17 protein-coding genes and 1 pseudogene are annotated in these 17,045 nt (G+C 72.2%); 5 read left to right on the top strand and 13 right to left on the bottom strand.

Features of this window, described 5'->3' with window-relative positions; genetic code table 11:
- From BM093_RS32000 to BM093_RS31980, 4 genes are all read right to left on the bottom strand, one after another.
- Positions 1 to 267 (bottom strand): transposase (locus BM093_RS32000; RefSeq protein ID WP_177238822.1); only part of this gene is annotated, 267 nt, incomplete at its 3' end.
- Between the two features lie 466 nt (positions 268 to 733).
- On the bottom strand, positions 734 to 931 hold the full coding sequence (locus BM093_RS31990) for a hypothetical protein (RefSeq protein WP_093356194.1): 198 nt from the start codon (positions 929 to 931) through the stop codon (positions 734 to 736).
- Positions 932 to 1,019: 88 nt separating this feature from the next.
- The gene (locus BM093_RS31985) at positions 1,020 to 1,856 is read right to left on the bottom strand and encodes an ATP-dependent DNA ligase (protein ID WP_177238830.1); all 837 of its coding nucleotides are present in this window, start codon (positions 1,854 to 1,856) and stop codon (positions 1,020 to 1,022) included.
- Positions 1,857 to 2,287: 431 nt separating this feature from the next.
- Positions 2,288 to 2,710: a MerR family DNA-binding protein gene (locus BM093_RS31980; RefSeq protein ID WP_093356210.1), complete on the bottom strand. Its 423-nt coding sequence runs from the start codon at positions 2,708 to 2,710 to the stop codon at positions 2,288 to 2,290.
- A gap of 230 nt (positions 2,711 to 2,940) precedes the next feature.
- On the opposite strand from BM093_RS31980, the gene BM093_RS31975 reads away from it, so the two are divergent.
- Together BM093_RS31975 and BM093_RS31970 are read left to right on the top strand one after the other, a co-directional pair.
- Positions 2,941 to 4,164, top strand: coding sequence for an MFS transporter (locus tag BM093_RS31975; RefSeq protein ID WP_218163028.1), 1,224 nt, complete (start codon positions 2,941 to 2,943; stop codon positions 4,162 to 4,164).
- A gap of 182 nt (positions 4,165 to 4,346) precedes the next feature.
- Positions 4,347 to 4,652 carry a hypothetical protein gene (locus BM093_RS31970; RefSeq protein WP_093356185.1) on the top strand — a complete coding sequence of 102 codons (306 nt, stop codon included), beginning with the start codon at positions 4,347 to 4,349 and terminating at the stop codon, positions 4,650 to 4,652.
- A 46-nt stretch (positions 4,653 to 4,698) separates the two neighbouring features.
- On the opposite strand, the gene BM093_RS31965 is transcribed toward BM093_RS31970, so the two are convergent.
- Positions 4,699 to 5,223 carry a L,D-transpeptidase gene (locus BM093_RS31965; protein WP_245773943.1) on the bottom strand — a complete coding sequence of 175 codons (525 nt, stop codon included), beginning with the start codon at positions 5,221 to 5,223 and terminating at the stop codon, positions 4,699 to 4,701.
- 343 nt (positions 5,224 to 5,566) lie between these two features.
- On the opposite strand from BM093_RS31965, the gene BM093_RS31960 reads away from it, so the two are divergent.
- From BM093_RS31960 to BM093_RS31950, 3 genes and pseudogenes are all read left to right on the top strand, one after another.
- Positions 5,567 to 6,055 (top strand): hypothetical protein, encoded by a 489-nt coding sequence (locus BM093_RS31960; RefSeq protein WP_093356175.1) that lies wholly within the window; start codon positions 5,567 to 5,569, stop codon positions 6,053 to 6,055.
- A 104-nt stretch (positions 6,056 to 6,159) separates the two neighbouring features.
- Positions 6,160 to 7,239, top strand: a pseudogene (locus BM093_RS31955) (PLP-dependent cysteine synthase family protein); the annotation flags it as partial.
- A 16-nt stretch (positions 7,240 to 7,255) separates the two neighbouring features.
- A complete protein-coding gene (locus tag BM093_RS31950; protein ID WP_093356170.1) occupies positions 7,256 to 8,722 on the top strand; it encodes an MFS transporter in 1,467 nt (488 codons plus the stop codon).
- Between the two features lie 90 nt (positions 8,723 to 8,812).
- Here BM093_RS31950 and BM093_RS31945 read toward each other — a convergent pair whose 3' ends face one another.
- The 8 genes from BM093_RS31945 to BM093_RS31910 all read right to left on the bottom strand — a co-directional run bounded on the left by BM093_RS31945 (position 8,813) and on the right by BM093_RS31910 (position 17,041).
- Positions 8,813 to 9,739 carry a F510_1955 family glycosylhydrolase gene (locus BM093_RS31945; protein WP_093356167.1) on the bottom strand — a complete coding sequence of 309 codons (927 nt, stop codon included), beginning with the start codon at positions 9,737 to 9,739 and terminating at the stop codon, positions 8,813 to 8,815.
- A gap of 399 nt (positions 9,740 to 10,138) precedes the next feature.
- On the bottom strand, positions 10,139 to 10,822 hold the full coding sequence (locus BM093_RS31940) for a DUF305 domain-containing protein (protein ID WP_093356162.1): 684 nt from the start codon (positions 10,820 to 10,822) through the stop codon (positions 10,139 to 10,141).
- 73 nt (positions 10,823 to 10,895) lie between these two features.
- Positions 10,896 to 11,336, bottom strand: a complete 441-nt coding sequence (locus BM093_RS31935; protein ID WP_143105647.1) for a DUF6153 family protein — start codon at positions 11,334 to 11,336, stop codon at positions 10,896 to 10,898.
- Between the two features lie 79 nt (positions 11,337 to 11,415).
- Complete coding sequence (locus BM093_RS31930; protein WP_093356154.1) at positions 11,416 to 12,852, bottom strand: NADH-quinone oxidoreductase subunit N; 1,437 nt, start codon at positions 12,850 to 12,852, stop codon at positions 11,416 to 11,418.
- 4 nt (positions 12,853 to 12,856) lie between these two features.
- On the bottom strand, positions 12,857 to 14,362 hold the full coding sequence (locus tag BM093_RS31925) for a complex I subunit 4 family protein (protein WP_093356150.1): 1,506 nt from the start codon (positions 14,360 to 14,362) through the stop codon (positions 12,857 to 12,859).
- Positions 14,363 to 14,366: 4 nt separating this feature from the next.
- Positions 14,367 to 16,199 (bottom strand): proton-conducting transporter transmembrane domain-containing protein, encoded by a 1,833-nt coding sequence (locus BM093_RS31920; RefSeq protein WP_245773942.1) that lies wholly within the window; start codon positions 16,197 to 16,199, stop codon positions 14,367 to 14,369.
- Positions 16,200 to 16,202: 3 nt separating this feature from the next.
- Positions 16,203 to 16,505 (bottom strand): NADH-quinone oxidoreductase subunit NuoK, encoded by a 303-nt coding sequence (nuoK, locus tag BM093_RS31915; protein WP_093356144.1) that lies wholly within the window; start codon positions 16,503 to 16,505, stop codon positions 16,203 to 16,205.
- Positions 16,502 to 17,041, bottom strand: a complete 540-nt coding sequence (locus BM093_RS31910; RefSeq protein ID WP_143105648.1) for an NADH-quinone oxidoreductase subunit J — start codon at positions 17,039 to 17,041, stop codon at positions 16,502 to 16,504. Before BM093_RS31910 ends, nuoK begins: the two co-directional genes overlap by 4 nt.
- Positions 17,042 to 17,045 lie beyond the last annotated feature (4 nt).

Raw genomic sequence — 17,045 nt, 5'->3', positions numbered from 1 at the left:
GGTCGAGTTGCCATTACGAGAATTGCCTGTCCCGTGTCCGGCGGGGTCGTCGCGGTCGTAGCCGAGGTGATGGGTCATCTCGGTCTGCAGCGACCGTTCGAGCACGGCCTTGGTCATCTGGTTGAGCAGTCCGTCGACGCCGTCGATCGGAGTGCCGGCGGCCTTCGCGTCGGCCAACAGCGCGTCGATCGCCGACGGGTCGAGGGCCTCGGCGAGCCGGCGAGCCGCTGCAGTCTCGCCGTCAGGGTCGGGCTGGTTCTCGCTCACGTGGGTGTCCTTCCCGACCGCTGTGTTGATCACTGCGGTCGATCTTGGCCCACCCATGGCTTACACACCTGCCATGACACGCCCCGCGGCCCGGACTCGTCGAACTGAAAGAACGCAGCCTGCACCCGCAGCACGAACCCTTCCGGATGGGTCGCCTCGTAGCGGTCGAGCACCGCCTGAAACCGGCCGGCCTCGTACTGCGCGCACGCAGTCGGGTCGGCGTCCAGGCCGCATGCCAGCGCCAGCTCGGCCCCGGCCTGCAGCGCCGCGCGCCGGCTCGGCTACACCCACACATCCAACCGGCCGCCGCCGCTGTAGCCGCGATGAGCCAGAGTCCACACCGCCGGAGCCCGCTCAGTCTCGACCGACCCGTCCGGCCGGTACAGCCGCGAGGCCTCCAGCGACCGCACGAACCCTGCCCCCGCCCGAGAACCACGGGCGCTGCCACCGGTACCGACCCGGGCGGTCACCGGCCCAGCTCCCGACAACAGTCCGAGCACACCGGCCCGGACAGCTGCCAACCGGCCGCGGACAACCAGCCCTGCACCGCCCTGGGCAGCCGCTCGTCGACGTCGTCGATGAGTTCGCCGGCCAGCAATGGGCCGTCCCCACAGCGCACGCAGACCACGTTGCCCACGCGGCCGATCGGGGCGATCGTGGTCATGCCGCAACCCCCTCGGCCTTCTCCGCCCGTGCGCCAGAGGCGTAGCCACGGCGCTCCTGCGGCACGTGGTAGATCACGATCGTAACGGTCAGCTCGCCCCGGAGGCCTGCAGGTCGTCGGGGAGCAGGTCGGGCCGGAGTCGGCGGTAGCGCACGCCGTGTCGGGCGCGGCCATGCTCCACCGCGGTATCGACGTCGATCTCGACGACCAGGGTGGGACGGACCGGGGTGTGCGTCACGTCGTCGGTCGCGCCGGGCAGGCCGAGTCGCCCGCCGGGGATGACCGCCGGCCACGGGTGCCCGCCGCGCGGCGGCGTGAGCCGGTCGCCGAGCTCGGTGGCCGCGTCGCGGCAGAGCCGTTGGGTGCGGCCGATGATGCGCAGCTGGCCGTGCCGGTCGTGCTGGCCGAGGATCAGGGCGTGGGGCTGGGTGATCGGGCCGATCACTGCGCCGACGACGGCCTCGGTGGTGTGGGTGGCGCGGACCTTGGACCAGGTCACCTGTCGGGGACGGTACGGGGCAGCGAGCGCCTTCACGACCAGGCCTTCGATGCCGAGCTCGGCGTGGCGTTCCATCCAGATTCGGGCCGCCGTGACCTCGTCGACGGCTGGGGCCAGCAGGACCCCGTCGTCGGCGTCTCCGACAAGCGAGGCGAGTCGGTCCCGTCTCGACCACAGGGGCTCGGCGCGCACGTCCTGGCCGCGGTCGGCAAGGACGTCGAAGACGACCAGGAATCGCTGGGCATTGCGGGTGGTCAGAGCGGTGAAGTCGATGCGGCCGTCGCGCAGGGCGACCAGCTCACCATCGACGACGGTCCCCGGTGGCAGCTGCTCGCCGACCGCGTGGGCGATGTCGGGGAACTGGTGGGTGAGGCTGCGCTGCTGGCGGGACTGCAGCTGCACCCGCCGCCCGTGAAACGCGATCATCCCCCTCGTTGACTGAACTTCGCGGCCGCAGCCCCCTCGCGGGCCCGCACCCGGCCGGGCCCCGCGGCCCGGACCAGCGACGCTGGTCGTTCCCACGCGCCGCTGCCGTCGGCCACCTCGGGAGTCCGACCGCGCCTTCATGCGTAAGGCCGCAGGCGATGCGTGGCACGTCGACGCCCTGGACCGGGATCCGCCAGCCGCGCGCAGGCGCTCCTCGCGCCGGTCCGGTGCCAGCAGGGACCGGCGGCGCGGGTGGTGTTCCTGGTGCATCGGTCACTCCCGTGGCGGGACTGGACCGGCGCGGCCTCGGCAACCCTGACCGGCGCGGGGCGAACGGCCCGCACGTGTGTAGTACAGATCATCGGCCGACCCGCTCGTAGACTCGAGCCGGATCGTGCTACCTCGGACTGATTCAGCTGATCCTTTGGTCGCTAGGGGTGTCGGCCGCCTTCTGATGGTGCCTCGATGATCTGGCAGACAACGGCGTTCTGGCCGTGCCGACGCGCGCTGGTGGCAGTGGCGCGGACACGGGACAGTGACTGGCGCAAGCGATTGAGGTCGCGGAGCCGTTGATCGATGTCGGCGAGGTGAGCATCGAGCAACGCCAGCACGCGGCCGCAGGGTTGCTCTCCGCCGCGCTGGAGGTCAAGAATTTCTTTGATCTCATCGAGGTGCAGGCCGAGGGTCTTCGCCTGGCGTACGAAGCGCAGCACGTCGAGATCGTTCTCAGTGAAGACCCGGTATCCGGCCTCGGTCCGCTCGGCGGCAGGCAACAACCCCTTGGCTTCCCACAGGCGGACCGCCTTGGCGCTCACACCGGCGGCTTCGGCGGCGGCGCCGACCGTCATCCGCATCACAGCCCTCCTCGCATGATCGTCCTTGACCTTACCCCTGGGGGAAGGTTCTAGCGTCCGGACGGGCGTCGAGCCGTCCGATCCGATCGAAAGCGAAGTGCGGTGTTCGTTCAGTCAGAGGCTGTGATCGTCAGGGTGCTCGCCATCGCCCGCAGGAGGGTTCCGGCGCATTTCGCGTCGGCCCCTGCAGGCGCCGCGGGCCTTGGCAGCACCCCTCGGGCAGGTGTCGAGTGAGCGCTACGCGCCGCCGCGTCGGGCTGCGCACGGTATTCGCCCACCCCGGCTACCGGCGCTTGTGGTCGGCGCGCACAGCGTCACAGTGCGGGAACATCTTCGCGACGGTGGCCTTGGCCCTGTTGGTATTCGACCTGACCGGCTCGGCGTTGGGCGTGAGCGCGGTGGTGTTCGCCGAGATCCTTCCGGTCCTGTTGCTCGCACCGCTGGCGGGCACCCTGGTCGACCGGCTGCCCCGGATCTGGATCATGCTCGCCGCGGACGTCTGGCGTGCCCTGCTGGCCGGGTCGCTGATCCTGCTCGGCGAGCACGTCGTCGCGGTGTATGTGATCGCGTTCGGGCTCTCTGCCGGGGCGGTTCTGTTCAACCCCGCAGCCAACAGCGCCGTACCCGCGCTAGTCGACGAGAACGAACTCGTCGCTGCCAACGGCGGTATCTGGACCGCCGCAGTGCTGGCCCAGATCGCGCTGGCTCCGCTCGCCGGGCTGCTCTACACCGCACTGGGCCCCGCCCCAGCGTTCGGGATCAACGCGGCCAGCTTCGTGGTCAGCGCACTCCTGCTCACCGGGCTGCGACTACCGGCCACGCCGCGCTCGCCCGCACGGCGCGGGTTCTTTGCCGACGCCGTCGCCGGGGTACGGGTACTGGCCTCGGACCGGCTACTGCGGGCACTCGGCGCGGGCCAGCTCCTCGCGGCCCTGTCGGCCGGCGCGACGAGTGCCTTGCTGGTGGTATTGGCGCGCGAGCACCTGGCCCTGGCGCCGTCGGGCTACGGGCTGCTGCTGGGCGCGATCGGCGTCGGCGCAGTCCTGGGCCCGTTGGTGGTCAGCCGGCTGCTCAGCGACCCGCGCCGACCGGCGTTCGTGTTCGGCCCCTACGTGCTCCGCGGCCTGGTCGACCTCGCACTCGCAACGTTCTCCGCGCTCCCGGTCGCTCTGGTCGCCCTCGCGATCTACGGGCTGGGAACCTCCACCGGCGCGGTCACCTTCAACTCCCTGCTGCAAGCCCACACCCCCGCACACCTGCGCGGACGGATCTTCGCCAGCTTCGACGTGTTCTGGCAGCTGGGCCGGCTCGCGTCGCTGCTCCTGGGCGGTCTGCTCGCCGCCGCGCTCGGCATCCAGGCCGTCTACCTCCTCGGCGGATTCCTACTCCTGGCCGCCGCCGCGATCGGCTGGGCCGGTATCCGAGGTAACGCCCCGAGCTCGCCGACCGGGTAGCTGTGTACGGCCTGAGCGGGCGGTGACGCTCGTTGCATGGAGACATGAGGCTCGTTCCAACACGGACGAGCACCGGGTACAAGACCGCCGCGGCTCCTCGCCGATCTCGTTCCGGGTCCATGCGGCGCCCTCCGGTCGCCGGATGTTGCTGGCGCAGCGGCCCGTGGGAGCACACTGGTGGGATGCGGGTGGAGCTGCTGGTGGTGCCGAATTGCCCCCACGAGAACGTCGCCTCGCAGCGTCTGCGTCAGGCGCTGGACGACGCGGGACATGCCACGACTCCGGTCGAGGTCCGGACCATGACCGCGGAGGCGGTCGCCGGAACGCCTGAGTTCGCGGGATCACCCACGATCTTGCTCGACGGGGTAGACCCGTTCGCCGAGCACGCCACCGGTCCAGGAGCGTTCTCGTGCCGAGTCTATCGCTGCGAGGCCGGACTGTCGGGCGCCCCGTCGACGGAGCAGCTGCGGCAGGTGTTGCGCCGCTGACACACGGTGAGGCCTGGCGCCGCCAACCCGTTCGTAGTTGCTGTGGTCAGCCGCTCGCCGGTGCTCCGGCGCGAGCTTTCTGCTCGACGGAGGCGTTCACGACCTGAACCTTGTCGCCGTCGGTGAGGTCGTTGAAGAATGCTTCCGCCTCGGGCAGGTCGAGCTTCACGCACCCGGCTGAGGCGCGTTCGCGATCTCCGCCGTGGAAGGCGACCCCGCCGTCGGCGAAGAAGACTGCCCACGGCATCGGTGCGGGGTTGCCGTCGGGGCCGGTGAACTCGCCGCTGACGTGGTCCTTGTTCTTGCGGTACACGCGGAACGAGTGCCCGAGCGGGGTTTCCTGGCCCGCTCCGCCCGAGGCGATCGGGACCGGGCCTCGGGTGACTTGGCCGTCGCGGATCAGCCACGCGCGCTGCGATTCGAGATCGACACACGCGCGGGTCGAGATCGAGCACGGAGTACCGGGCGCCGCCGGTTCGGCGTGCGCCTGAGCGGCGATGTCACTGCTCTCGGCGTCGGCGAGCGCCGTACCGGCCAGGCCGATCCCGGCCGCCGCCACCAGGCCCGCCACCCCGAGCCGGCCGAACCGGGTCCGCCGCATCGCCGTGCTCCGCATTCGCACTCCTCGTCGTTGGTCGCGCTACGCCACCGGGCGTACCGAGGCCGGGTGTTCTCCTGTCAGGTACGACGTCCGGAAGCGTCCGAGGTTGTCACGCAGCGGCGCAGTTCCTGTCGCTGTCCGTGACTTCCCCCGGACAAGGCGACGTCCGGGCGCTGATCCGTGTGCACGGTGGCTGCAGCTCGCCTCCGGGCCGGCGATGCTCATCGTCGGTGAGTCCATCCGCTTTCGGCGTCGGCATCGACCGTGGTGCCGTGGTCGGGTGTGCCGGTCGCGTTGGTACGGTCCGGTTACTGTGAGCGACACCGTCGGCGAGCTGAAGGCGCACGAACTCGCCGTCGGCGTCCGCCGGTCCGTCCTTTTTGTCGCTCTGTCCGCGATCGTGCTGATCTGTGGGCTGCACCCGGTCGCGTCGGCGCACGGGCCTGAGCTCGTGGTCGGAGGGCCGCCGGCACAATCGGCAGAGCAGCAGCTGTTCTCGAGCGCCACGGCCGAGCAGCCGCACGACCATCACGACGAAGCCGGGACCGAGGGCTCCGGTGCGCCGCATCCGGATCACGAGGTTCCGGTCTGTCACGACGCCGGCAGCCATGACGAGTCGACGCTGACCGCTCGCGGGGATCGCCCAGTCCTGCCTGACGTCGTCGCCGGGGCGGGTATCGACGTCCGTGTTGCGGCGGCACCTCGTGCACCCCCGTGGATGGTCGGCGCGGTCGAGACCACACCCGCTCGACCGGAAGGCGGACGGCACCACCTGACGCTGGCACAGATCTCTCGGACGTAGAGGCCAGGCGACCTCGGGTCTCACCCCTGGTCGCCGGTTCCTGCGTCCTATCACCGCTCCCTGGTGCGGCGTGTCGCCGCGCCTGAACGAGGTCTGTCATGTCCATGCCTTTCACCACTGTTCCCCTCGATGGCCCGGGCGTCGCGCCCCGGCGTTGCGTGAAGTTGACCGACGTGGTCGGTTCCACCCCGACGGTGTGGATCGACGCACCGTTCGCCTCCGACGGGCGGGGCTTCTGGGCCAAGCTCGAGGGCACCAACCCCGGCGGGATCAAGGACCGCCCCGCCCTGCACATGGTCGAACGAGCACGCGAGCGCGGTGACCTGCAGCCCGGCGGACGGATCGTCGAGTCGACCAGCGGCACGCTGGGGCTCGGGCTGGCCCTGGCCGGGATCGCCTACGGGCACCCGGTGACGCTGGTGTCCGACCCGGGGATGGAACCGCTGATGTATCGCCTGCTGCGCGCCTACGGCGCCGAGGTGGTGACCGTGCAGGCCGCCGCCGCATGCGGTGGCTGGCAGCAGGCGCGCCGCGAGCGCGTCGCCGAGGTGCTCGACCGCCATCCCGGCGCGTGGTGCCCGGACCAGTACAACAACCCCGACAACGTGTCCGCCTACGCCCCGCTGGCTGACGAGCTGCGCAGCCAGCTCGGCCGCATCGACGTGCTGGTCTGCTCGGTCGGCACCGGAGGACACTCGGCGGGCATCTCGAGCGCGCTGCGCCGGCATCTGCCCGACCTCGAGGTCGTCGGCGTCGACACGGTGGGGTCGACGATCTTCGGGCAGCCCGCGCGGCCGCGGCTGATGCGCGGCCTGGGGTCGAGCATCCATCCGCGCAACGTCGACCACAGCATCTTCAGCGAGGTGCACTGGGTCGCCGCCCACGAGGCGGTGTCGGCGTGCCGGGCGATGGCGTGTGCCAGCTACTCCAGCGGCGGCTGGAGCGTCGGTGCGGTCGGCACGGTGGCCGGGTGGCTGGCCCGGACCCGACCGCAGGGCACCCGGATCGCCGCGGTCTTCCCCGACGGGCCGCAGCGCTACTTCGACACCGTGTACAACGACGAGTTCTGCGCAGAGAAGGGGATCATCATCAGCGGCCCACCCGTGCACGACCCGGACGAAATCAACCGCCCGGACGCGGCCGAGGTCCACCGCTGGACCCGCTGCACCGGTGTGCTCGCCCCACCGAGCCGGAGAGCTGATGCGCGTCCTCGACAGGTACCGGTCGTTCGACCGGCCGGTCCAGCTGCTGCTGCTCAACCAGCTGACCATCAACCTCGGCTTCTACATGCTCATCCCGTACCTGGCCGATCACCTGTCGCAAGGCCTGGGGCTCTCGGTGCTGGTCGTCGGGGTGATCCTGGGCGTGCGGAACTTCTCCCAGCAGGGCATGTTCCTGGTGGGAGGCAGCCTGGCCGACCGGTTCGGCTACAAACCGATGATCGTGGCCGGGTGCGCCTTGCGAACCGGAGGGTTCGCGCTGCTCGGTCTGGTCGACAACGTGACGACCCTGGTCGTGGCCTCGGCCGCGACCGGGTTCGCCGGGGCGCTGTTCAACCCGGCCGTACGCGCCTACATCGCCCGTGATGCCGGGGAACGCCGGGTCGAGGCGTTCGCGCTGTTCAGCGTGTTCTACCAGGCGGGCATCGTGGTCGGCCCGGTCGTGGGTCTGCTGCTGACCGGCATCAACTTCGCCGTGACCTGTCTGGTGGCGGCGGCGGTGTTCGCGGTGCTCACGGTGCTGCAGATCCGGGCGCTGCCAGCCCGTGGCGGCGACACCGACGGGGGAACCGAAGCGGATCGGCGGCCGGTCCTGGGCCAGTGGCGCGACGTCGCCGCGACCCGCGGCTTCCTGCCCTTCTCCGTCGCGATGATCGGCACCTACGTCTTGTCCTACCAGGTGTATCTGGCGCTGCCGCTGCACGCCCGGACACTGGCCGGGCAGGGCGACCTGGGCACGGCGCTGGTGACCGCGCTCTACGTCGTCTCCGGCGGTGTCACCATCGCCGCGCAGATGAAGGTGACCGCGTGGTGTCGTGCACGGTGGGGGCCGGCCGGGTCGCTCAGTCGTGGCCTCGTCGTGCTCGGCACGGCGTTCGTACCGCTGCTCGCCGCCGACGGATTGTTGGTCGCGCTGCCCGACGTCAGCGCGGTGACCGCGACGGTGCTGGGGGTGGCGGCATTGCTGATGACGGCGGCGCTGCTCGCGATCGGGACCGCCGTGGTGCTTCCGTTCGAGATGGACACCATCGTCGGCCTCGCCCGCAACCGGCTCGTCGCGACCCACTACGGCTTCTACAACACCGTGTGCGGGGTGGGGATCCTGCTCGGGAACGCGGGGACGGGCTGGGCGATCGATCTCGCCCGCTCCGCCGGGGCCCCGTATGTGCCGTGGCTGGTGCTGCTGGTGATCGGGCTGCTGTGTGGGCTGGCCTTGGCCGTGCTGTATCGGCGTGGCCTACTCACCGCCCCCGACGACGACAGTGGGGCGGCACCCAGCGAGCCGGCCGCCGATCCGGCGACCATCCGGCTGCGGGCGGTCGACCCGCACGACGACCGGCCGACACGCCCGCTACCACGCGTCCGCCCGGGTGAACGCGGAGGGGCTGCAGCGTCGGCGCCGACACGCCCCCTGGCCGGTCTGCCTGGCGCCGTCCGGCATCGATGACCACCTGCGGGGGTGGGGTCCACGACCCCACCCCCGAGGGGCGGCAGGGCGACCACATGCTGTGGCGTCTCGCCGATGCGTGACCGCCGGTCAGGCGAGACGCTGCAGTGTGGCGCCGCCATCGGTGGACTGCTCGACGCCGTCGTCGGTCACGACCGTCAGTCGGCCTCCGGGCTCGGCGGTGATCGCCTGCGGGGGGCTCGCGGTGCCGCCACGACGCTGCCAGGTCGTGCCCTGGTCGCTGCTGGCGTGCACCGTCCCATCCGGTCCGATCCCGTACACGGTGCCGTCGTCCGCCCATGCCAGGTAGGCCAGCAGGGGGCTGTCGGCGACGGTGGTGAAGGTGGTGCCGCCGTCACGGCTGGCCATGACTCCGTCCTCGGTGGTGGCCAGGATCCCGGTGCCGTCCCCGGGGGCCAGGGCGACGTCGAGGGCGGCCAGCGGGGCGCGTTCTTGCCAGGTTCGTCCGCTGTCGCTGCTGGTCATCAGCAGCCCGCGGGTGGCGTCGAGGCCGACGACGGCCGTGCCGTCGACGTCGAGGGCGTGGAAGTCGACCTGGCCGTGCAGGCTGACCGGCTCCCACGTCGCACCGCCGTCGGTGCTGCGGACCAGGCCGAGCGGGTTCGGCGTGCTGGTGTCCTGGGGGGCGGGGTGGCCGCTGGCCAGATACGCCGCCGGCCCGGCGACGGTGAAGCCCATCAGATCCGGCCCACCGGTCTGCGGCGAGTCCTGCCGCGGGGCCAGTGTCCCCTCGCCGGTGAGGCCGAACAGACCGTGGTGGCCTGCGATGACGATGCCGCCGTCGGCGGGGTCGACCCCGACCCCGTGCACGTGACCGACCTGGTCGAACAGGCCGGCGGTGGTGTCGGCAGCGGCGGGGGAGGTGTCCGGCTGAGCCGGTCCGCCACAGCCGGCCAGCAGTACGGCAATGCCGGCGGTGAGCAGGGCATAGGCGGAGCGGGATCGAGTCCTGCGGCGGTGGGGGCTCGGGCGGGGTACGGGTTGTCTGTCGATCATCAGCAGCGGTGGTTCCTCTTCAGCCGGGTCGTGCTCCGGCAGCGCGGTGAGCTCGGCGGGCCGAGCCGTGAACAGGATGGGGAGACCGTCCTGGCTGCGCGGTCATCGACCGTCGCCACAGGCCGCGCGGCGCTCGGCAGCGGGCGTGCGGGCAGACAGCGCTCGCAGCGCACACCCGAGCAGGCAGCGCAGAACCGCACGACCGGGCTCGGACGTGGCAGCCGCGATCACGGCAGACAGCGGACCTCGAACAGCGGGCCGATTCGCGCTCTTCGCCATCGGACAGCCTCCATCGTCGATACGGGCGGGGGGTATGTCACGGCTTACCGTACATACCCCCCACTCGTATCGGCCAGGGATGAGAGCGACCTATCGGTGCCAGCTCACCCTGACCGGGGCTCAGCCGAGGAGCTCGCGCATCTCGGTGATCTCGGTTTCCTGGGCGTCGACGATCTGCTGGGCCAGTGCCGTCGCCTCGGGGTTGGTCCCGTTGGCGAGTTCGGTCTGGGCCATCTGCACCGCACCCTCGTGGTGGGCGATCATCATCTCGAGGAACATGCGGTCGAACTCGGCGCCGTTGGCCTGCTCGAGCCGGCCCATCTGCTCGGGGGTCATCATCCCGGCCATGCCGCCGTGATCCATGCCGCCCTGTCCCATACCGCCTTGGCCCATACCGTTCTGGTCGGGGCCGTGGCCCATCGACTCGTGGTCCATCCCGGGCATGGCGCCGGGTGCGGGGGCGCCCCAGGCGGTGAGGAAGGCCTGCATCTGTGCGATCTCCGGGCCTTGGGCCTGCTCGATCTCGGTGGCGAGGCGGCGGACGTCGTCACTACCGGCGCGGTCGGTGGCCAGCTTCGACATCTCCACGGCCTGCTGGTGGTGCGGGATCATGCCCTGGGCGAAGGCGATGTCGGCCTGGTTGTGCTCGGCCGAGATCGCCGCGCTGGGGGCGGCGGCGCTGGACGGGGTGGGTGCCGGGTTTGCGGGCGCGGCGCTGCCGGCGGGATCCGGACCGCCGCAGGCGGTCAGGACGAGGGCAGCAGTCAGTGTCGCGGCCGCGGCGGCCACGTTGGTGATCTTCATGTGTGGTTCTGGCTCTCCGTGTCGGAACGGGTGATCGGGGGCGGATCCGGCGCTCTGACGCGCCGGGGGCCGATCAGGTCCGCATCACGCAGAGCTGGGCGAGTCGTCGAGGGACCGGCGGTGGCCGCTGGGCCGGCATGTCGCGGGCACGCTGCCGGGCCGGGGTGACCGAGACCGGGAGCGTCAGGCGCCCGAGGAACAGCCACGCCGCGAGCAGCCCAAGCCCGACGGCGGCCAGCACCGCCAGGCACAGGTGCAGCAGGTGGGCGTCGTGCTCGCCGTGGTCGGTCGACATCGGGTGATGGGTGGCCGCGGCCGACACCGGTGCAGACGGCGTGGCCGCTGCGTCGGCTCGGTGGCCGGTGGGTCCGGCCACGGACGCTGCGATCGCAACCTGATGCCCGGTCTCCGGGGCGGGGGCGGCCGGGACGACGAGCGCGTGCATCCCGACGAGTCCGAGCAGGACAGGCAGGACCAGCAGCACCAGCTGCAGTCCGTGTCGCCTGTCGCCCATGTCGGCCACGGTACCGGCGTGGCTACGCGCCTCGTGCGGGCCGTACGCGCCGTTCATGTCGATGTCCCGACCGCGCCGTTCATGTCGGTGTCCCGACCACGGTCAGGACCACCCCGGCGCCCACACCGAGCAGCAACGACAGCGTGGCGGTGCCGAGCGCGGTCCACCGCGCCCACGGGCGCGACCGGGTCCCCGATCCGGCGTGATCCACGGCGCCGGCGTGGTCGTTGTCGCCGGCGGTGAAGGCGGCTGCGATGACGCGCAGGTAGTAGAACAGCGAGGCGACGGTGTTGAGCACGGCGAGCACGACCAGCCAGGCCAGGCCACCGTCGACGGCCGCGGTGAACACGACGAGCTTGCCGAACAACACCGCGGTCGGCGGGGTGCCGACCAGCCCGAGCAGCGCGACGACGAGGGCGGTCGCGAGCAACGGGTCGTGGCGCGCCAGCCCGCGGTGCCCGTCGATGCTGCGCTGGGCGGTGGCGGCGACCACGGCGAAGGCGGCCACGTTGGTGACGGCGTAGCCGGCGAGGTAGAACAGCAGCGCCGGCTCGGCCAGCGGTGCGCGACCGGCGACGGCGACGGCCATCAGCAGGTAGCCGACCTGGGACACGGTCGAGTAGCCGAGCAGCCGCAGTACCGAGGTCTGGGCGAACGCGGCGAGGTTGGCCAGGGTCATGCTCGCTGCGGCGAGGATCGCGACCAGCAGCGGCCAGTCCACGATGTCGGCGGGGATGGCGGTGTCCAGGAGCCGGTAGGTGGCGACCAGGGCGCCGATCTTCGGCAGCGTGGTGATCACGGCGGCGACCGCCGGCGGGGTGCCGTCGGCGACGTCGGGCACCCAGAAGTGGGCCGGAACCGCGCCGGCCTTGAACGCCAGACCGGCGAGCACGGCGACGAGCCCGACCGCCGCGGCACCGCCCGGTCCCCGGGTGAGCCCCTCGGCGACGCCCGCGTAGCCGGTGGCCCCGGCCACGCCGAACAGCAGGGTCACTCCGGCCAGGGTGGTGACGCCGGCGAGCGCGCCGGCGAGGTAGTACTTCAGCGCCGCCTCGGTCGCGGTGCCCTGCTTCGCCCAGCCGGCCAGCGCATACAGCGGGACGCTGGCGAGCAGGAACGCCGCGAACAGCAGGACCAGGTCGGCTGCCCCGCCGAGCAGCATCGAGCCCAGCGCGCCGAGCTGGACGAGCACCACGAACTCGGTCTCGCGGCGGTGCCCGGCGGCGGTGTCGCCACACAGCGCGACCAGGGCCAGCGTCGTGACGAGCACGATCGCCCGGGTCGTGTGCGTAGCGGTGTCGAGGACGTAGGTGCCGAACACCACCTCGGGCGGCCGGGTCGCGGCGACGGCGGTGGCTGCCAACCCGGCAGCGGCGGCGAGGCCCGCCAGTACCCGGATGGTCCACTGGCGCCGGCGCGGGGTCCACGCGCCGAGCAGCAGCCCGGCGACCGCGCCGAGCAGCAGCGCGATCTCGGGGATCAGGGCGGTCGGGTCACTGTCGACCATCATGTCCATGTGCTCACCGGGCGACCAGGTCGTTGACGCTACGAGCGGCCGGCTCGATCACGTCGAGCAGCGCCCGGGGCAGCAGCCCGAGGACGGTGGCGAGCATCAGCAGGGGCGCGATCGCGAGCAGCTCCCGGGCGCCGAGATCGGGGAACGGGCGCGGCGTGCCGGGCGCATCCGGCACGCGGACCTCGCCGGGCAGCATCCGCCCCATCGCCAGCAGGAGCAGCGCCGCGGTGATCAGGACACCGGTCACCGCGATGACCGTCGCGACCGGTACCGCGCCCAGGGCCCCGGCGAAGATCTGGAACTCGGCGATGAACCCGGAGAACCCGGGCAGCCCGAGCGAGGCGAACGCGGCGACGGCGAACAGCCCGGCGAAGCGCGGGATGCGGGTCGCGAGCCCGCCGTAGGCGGTCATGTCGTAGGTGTGGCCGCGCTCGTGCAGCGACCCGGCCAGCAGGAACAACGCCGCGGTGATCAACCCGTGGCTGACCATCTGGTAGGTCGCGCCCGCGGTGGCCAGAGTGCGGGCCTGCTCGCCGCTGCCGGCGACCAGCCCGGCCGCGCCGAGCCCGAGCAGGACGTAGCCCATGTGGTTGACCGAGGTGTAGGCGATCATGCGTTTGAGGTCGGTCTGGGCGAGTGCGACCAGGGCGCCCCAGAGCACCGAGACCACCCCGAGGACCACGGCCATCAGGGCGAACTGGCGCCAGCTCGCGGGCAGCAGGGGCATCGCGATCCGGACGAAGCCGTAGGTGCCCATCTTCAGCAGGATCCCGGCCAGGATCGCCGACCCGGCCGCGGGCGCCTCGGTGTGCGCGGGCGGCAGCCAGGTGTGGAACGGGAACAGTGGGGTCTTGACCGCCAGCCCGATCCCGATCACCAGCAGGGTCAGCCCGGCGTAGGCGCCGCCGTCGGCGAGCGGGTTCTGCGCGGCCAGGGCCGGGATGTCGAAGGTGAACCGCGGCCCGGCCAACGCGAGCAGGATGAACCCGAGCAGCAACGCGAGTGACCCCAGGAAGGTGTAGAGGAAGAACGTCAGCGCCGCCCGCCGCGCCGGGGCGCCGGTGCCCCACCCGGCGATCACGAAGTACATGAACACGATCGACAGGTCGAAGAACAGGAAGAACAGGATCAGGTCGAGCGCGACGAACAGGCCCGCGCTGACCGCCTGCAACGCCAGGAACAGCAGTACGAAGCCCTTCGGGCGGGCGATGCCGCGCAGCGTGTAGACCGCGGTCGCGGTGAACAGCACCGCGGTCAGCGCCAGCAGCGGCAGCGACAGCCCGTCGACACCGAGGTGATACGAGACCCCGGCGCTGGGGATCCACGCGAGCCGCTCCACCGAGCCGTAGCCGGTGGCAGGCAGGCCGGCCCAGACCACGGCGACGAGCCCGAGCTGCACCAGCCCGGTCGCAAACCAGGCACCGGCGAACACCCGGGTCCCGGCCCGGGCCGGCACCACCGACAGCGCGACCGCGACCAGGGCGGGCCAGAACACGATCAGCGACAGCAACGGGTCACCTCACGACGAGGACGAGGACGGCCAGGGCGGCGAGCAGGGCGAAGCCCACCGAGGCCTGCGCGTAGTACTGGTGCAGCTGCCCGGTCTGCGGGCGCCGGGCGGCCCGGCCGAGCGCGCGGGCGCCGTCGGCGATCCCGGCCACGGCGCGGTCGACACCGCGCTCGCCGTGCGCGGTGACCAGTGTGGCCAGCCGGGCGGTGGCGCGGGCCGCGCCGGCGGGGACGCGGGCGAGCCCGTGATCGTCGACCCGGGCCAGCGCCCCGGCCAGGACCAGCACCGGCCGGGCGAGACCGCGCTGGGCGAGCTCCTCCAGGTCGAGCCAGCGCATCAACAGCCCCGGGGCCGGAACCCGTTCGGCGTAGCGCCGGGCCACCAGGACGCCGATGCCGGCGAGCACGGCGGAGACCGCGAGCTCCCAGGTCTGCGGGGCCGGCTGCGGGCGCAGCGGTGCCGGCCCCAGCGCCAGCAGCCCGGCGGCCGCGGCGGCGACAGCGAGCACGACGGTCGTCGCCACCGCCGGGCGAGGCAGCCGGCTCGGCCGGGAGCCGGTGACCGGACCGGCGGCGGGGCGCCAGACCAACCACAGCGCCCGTCCGGCGTAGAACGCCGCGGTCCACCCCGCGACCAACCCGGTCACATACAACACCGGCGAGATCGCCGGGGTCGCGGCCAGCACGGCGTCCTTCCCGACCCACAACCCGAACGGTGGTAGCCCGGCCAACGCGAACGCCCCGACGCTGAACGCGGCGCCGAGCACCCGATGCCGGCGCGCAGCGCCCCGCAGACCACCGGTGAGGCTGTGGCTGCCGAGTGTGGCCAGCCACAGGCCGGCGACCAGGAACAGCAGGCTCTTCACGGCGGCGTGCGCCACGGTCTGCAGCGCCCCAGCTTGGGTCGCGGCGGCCCCTGCGGCCAGCACGATGAACCCGATCTGCGAGCAGGTCGACGCGGCGAGCAACTGTTTGAGGTCGTCCTGCACCGCGGCGACCAGGCCCAGCACCAGCGCTGTGGTCACACCTACCCACGCCACGAGTGGCGCCGCCCAGCCGGCCACGTCCAGCGCCGGGGCGGTGCGCAGCAGCAGGTAGCCACCGGCGGCGACCATCGTCGCCGAGTGCAGCAACGCCGAGGTCGGGCTCGGTCCGTGCATCGCCCCGGACAGCCAGAAACTGAACGGCAGCTGCGCGGACTTCCCCAGCGCCGCCAGCACGACACCCGCCACCGCGAGGTGCAGCCAGCCGCCGTCCAGGCCCGGAAGGTCGGCGAGGGCCATCGTGCCCGCCCCACCGGCCAGCACCGCGCCCGCGGCGATATACAGCCCCAGGTCCGCGGCGCGCGTGGTCAGGAACGCGACCGTCCCGGCGCGGGTGCCCGCCCGGTCGTCGAGCCGGTAGCCGATCAGCGCCCAGCTCATCGCCCCCATGACCTCCCACGCCATCAACAGCACGGGCAGCGTCGTGGCGGTGACGGTGGCCAGCATCGCCCCCGCGAAGATCAGCATCAGGCCGTGGAACCGGCCGGTCCGCAGGTCCGGCTCGGCCGCAGCCACGACGAGCGCGGCGAGCAGCACCGCGGCGACCAGCACGACCAGCACCGCCGACAACCCGTCCACGGCGAACCCGGCCCGCACCCCGGCCAGCAACGCCACCTCCGACGCCGGGCGGGTGACCGCGGCGGCCACCGCGACCGCGAGGGTGGCTGCGGCGGTCGTGACCCCGGCCGCGGTGGCACCGCGGGCCGGGCGCGCCACGAGCAGCGCCGCCCCGGCCACGGTCGGCAGGCCGATGAGCAGGGCGAGCAGCACGGCACCGGGCACGGTGCTGGGCACCGCTCAGCCCTCCAGCTCGGTGGCCGAGTCGGTCATGTCGACGCGCTTGGCCCGGTAGATCGCGGTGACCACGGCAAACCCCATCGCCATCTCGATCGCCATCGCGGTCACCACCGCCACCACGATCACCTGACCGTCGGCGGCCGGGGCGAGGAAGTACCAGAACGCGGCCGCGGCCAGGATGATCCCGTTGATCATCAGCTCCAGGCCCATCATCAGCATCACGATCGACTGCTGGGTCAGCGCACCGAACAACCCGATGCAGAACAGTGCGGCGGCCACCAGCAGGAACGCCTCGAGGATCATCGACCGACACCCCCACCGGCCGGGTCGTCGGCCCGCTCGGCGTCCAGATCGTCGCCGAGCCGGTCGTAGCGGCCACGCCCGGTGGACAGGACCACGGTGGCCACGATGGTGGCGAACAGCGTCACGCCGAGGGTCATCATCGTCAGCATGTGACCGCCCATCAGGGCCTCGCCCAGCGCGACGGTCGGGTCCGGCGCCGGTGCGCCGCGGCGTTGCGGCCAGTCCACGGCGAGGATCCCCGCGGCCAGCCCGGTGAACACCAGGCCGGAGATGACGGCGGCGCCGCGGGTGTTGTGGAACATCGACATCGGCATCAGCCCGGCCGGGTTCATCATGAACATGACCATGAACACCGCCATGATCACCATCTCGATGATCATCATCAGGATGATGACGATGCCGAGGTAGGCCAGCCCGGTCATCAGCACCAGTGCGGCGACCGCGAGGAACGACACCAGCAGGCAGAACGTCGCGCGCGCCATCGAGTCGACGACGAACACGAGTACGCCGGAGGAGAGCGCCAGCAGGCTCAGCACGCAG

Origin of the sequence: Pseudonocardia ammonioxydans, assembly GCF_900115005.1 — a bacterium.
Taxonomy (GTDB): domain Bacteria; phylum Actinomycetota; class Actinomycetes; order Mycobacteriales; family Pseudonocardiaceae; genus Pseudonocardia; species Pseudonocardia ammonioxydans.
This window is presented reverse-complemented; position numbering and strand designations above follow the sequence as displayed.

What these genes read in the sequence shown, in the direction of transcription:
- BM093_RS31990 (WP_093356194.1), bottom strand. Translation starts at nt 931, where the DNA reads ATGACCACGATCGCCCCGATCGGCCGCGTGGGCAACGTGGTCTGCGTG.
- BM093_RS31985 (WP_177238830.1), bottom strand. Translation starts at nt 1,856, where the DNA reads ATGATCGCGTTTCACGGGCGGCGGGTGCAGCTGCAGTCCCGCCAGCAG.
- BM093_RS31980 (WP_093356210.1), bottom strand. Translation starts at nt 2,710, where the DNA reads ATGCGGATGACGGTCGGCGCCGCCGCCGAAGCCGCCGGTGTGAGCGCC.
- BM093_RS31970 (WP_093356185.1), top strand. Translation starts at nt 4,347, where the DNA reads ATGCGGGTGGAGCTGCTGGTGGTGCCGAATTGCCCCCACGAGAACGTC.
- BM093_RS31950 (WP_093356170.1), top strand. Translation starts at nt 7,256, where the DNA reads ATGCGCGTCCTCGACAGGTACCGGTCGTTCGACCGGCCGGTCCAGCTG.
- BM093_RS31945 (WP_093356167.1), bottom strand. Translation starts at nt 9,739, where the DNA reads ATGATCGACAGACAACCCGTACCCCGCCCGAGCCCCCACCGCCGCAGG.
- BM093_RS31940 (WP_093356162.1), bottom strand. Translation starts at nt 10,822, where the DNA reads ATGAAGATCACCAACGTGGCCGCCGCGGCCGCGACACTGACTGCTGCC.
- BM093_RS31935 (WP_143105647.1), bottom strand. Translation starts at nt 11,336, where the DNA reads ATGGGCGACAGGCGACACGGACTGCAGCTGGTGCTGCTGGTCCTGCCT.
- BM093_RS31930 (WP_093356154.1), bottom strand. Translation starts at nt 12,852, where the DNA reads ATGGACATGATGGTCGACAGTGACCCGACCGCCCTGATCCCCGAGATC.
- nuoK (WP_093356144.1), bottom strand. Translation starts at nt 16,505, where the DNA reads ATGATCCTCGAGGCGTTCCTGCTGGTGGCCGCCGCACTGTTCTGCATC.